The sequence below is a fragment of the Hymenobacter sp. UYAg731 genome, assembly GCF_054061335.1.
Genome location: NZ_JBSSEC010000018.1, coordinates 1 through 1566, shown reverse-complemented (window position 1 = coordinate 1566; position 1566 = coordinate 1). Strand labels below are relative to the sequence as shown.

1 rRNA gene is annotated in these 1566 nt (G+C 55.2%); it reads left to right on the top strand.

The annotated features are described in order from the left end of the window. Positions 1-43: 43 nt before the first annotated feature. A 16S ribosomal RNA gene (locus tag ACVWYF_RS22820) occupies positions 44-1559 on the top strand. Positions 1560-1566 lie beyond the last annotated feature (7 nt).

Below are 1566 nucleotides of genomic sequence, written 5' to 3'. Positions count from 1 at the left end.
GCACTCGACATCAGCCCGTTTTCGAACGGGTGTAGAACATTTTACAATGGAGAGTTTGATCTTGGCTCAGGATGAACGCTAGCGGCAGGCCTAATACATGCAAGTCGAACGGTCAGTAGCAATACTGATAGTGGCGCACGGGTGCGTAACGCGTAGCCAACCTACCCGAATCTGGGGGATAGCCCGCCGAAAGGCGGATTAATACCGCATAAAACTGCAGCCTGGCATCAGGTAACAGTTAAAGATTTATTGGATTCGGATGGGGCTGCGTGCCATTAGCTAGTTGGGGAGGTAACGGCTCACCAAGGCGACGATGGCTAGGGGAGCTGAGAGGCTGGTCCCCCACACGGGCACTGAGATACGGGCCCGACTCCTACGGGAGGCAGCAGTAGGGAATATTGGGCAATGGGCGAGAGCCTGACCCAGCCATGCCGCGTGCAGGATGAAGGCTTTCTGAGTCGTAAACTGCTTTTCTCAGGGAAGAAAAAAGGGCATGCGTGCTCTACTGACGGTACCTGAGGAATAAGCACCGGCTAACTCCGTGCCAGCAGCCGCGGTAATACGGAGGGTGCAAGCGTTGTCCGGATTTATTGGGTTTAAAGGGTGCGTAGGCGGCCGATTAAGTCTGGGGTGAAAGCCCACTGCTCAACAGTGGAACTGCCCTGGAAACTGGTTGGCTTGAGTACAGACGAGGGTGGCGGAATGGATGCTGTAGCGGTGAAATGCATAGATAGCATCCAGAACACCGATTGCGAAGGCAGCTGCCTAGACTGTAACTGACGCTGAGGCACGAAAGCGTGGGGAGCGAACAGGATTAGATACCCTGGTAGTCCACGCCGTAAACGATGGATACTCGCTGGTGGCGATAGACGGTCACTGGCTTAGCGAAAGCGTTAAGTATCCCACCTGGGGAGTACGCTCGCAAGAGTGAAACTCAAAAGAATTGACGGGGGCCCGCACAAGTGGTGGAGCATGTGGTTTAATTCGATGATACGCGAGGAACCTTACCTAGGCTAGAATGCGCGTGACCGGCTCAGAGATGAGCCTTTCCTTCGGGACACAAAGCAAGGTGCTGCATGGCCGTCGTCAGCTCGTGCCGTGAGGTGTTGGGTTAAGTCCCGCAACGAGCGCAACCCCTATGTTTAGTTGCCAGCATGTAATGATGGGGACTCTAGACAGACTGCCTGCGCAAGCAGTGAGGAAGGCGGGGACGACGTCAGGTCATCATGGCCCTTACGCCTAGGGCTACACACGTGCTACAATGGACGGTACAGCGGGTTGCCAACCAGCGATGGTGCGCCAATCCCGAAAAGCCGTTCTCAGTTCGGATCGGAGTCTGCAACTCGACTCCGTGAAGCTGGAATCACTAGTAATCGCGTATCAGCAATGACGCGGTGAATACGTTCCCGGGCCTTGTACACACCGCCCGTCAAGCCATGGAAGTTTGGTAGACCTGAAGCTGGTGCTCCGCAACGAAGCCAGTTAGGGTAGAACAGGTAACTAGGGCTAAGTCGTAACAAGGTAGCCGTACCGGAAGGTGCGGCTGGATCACCTCCTTTCTGGAGC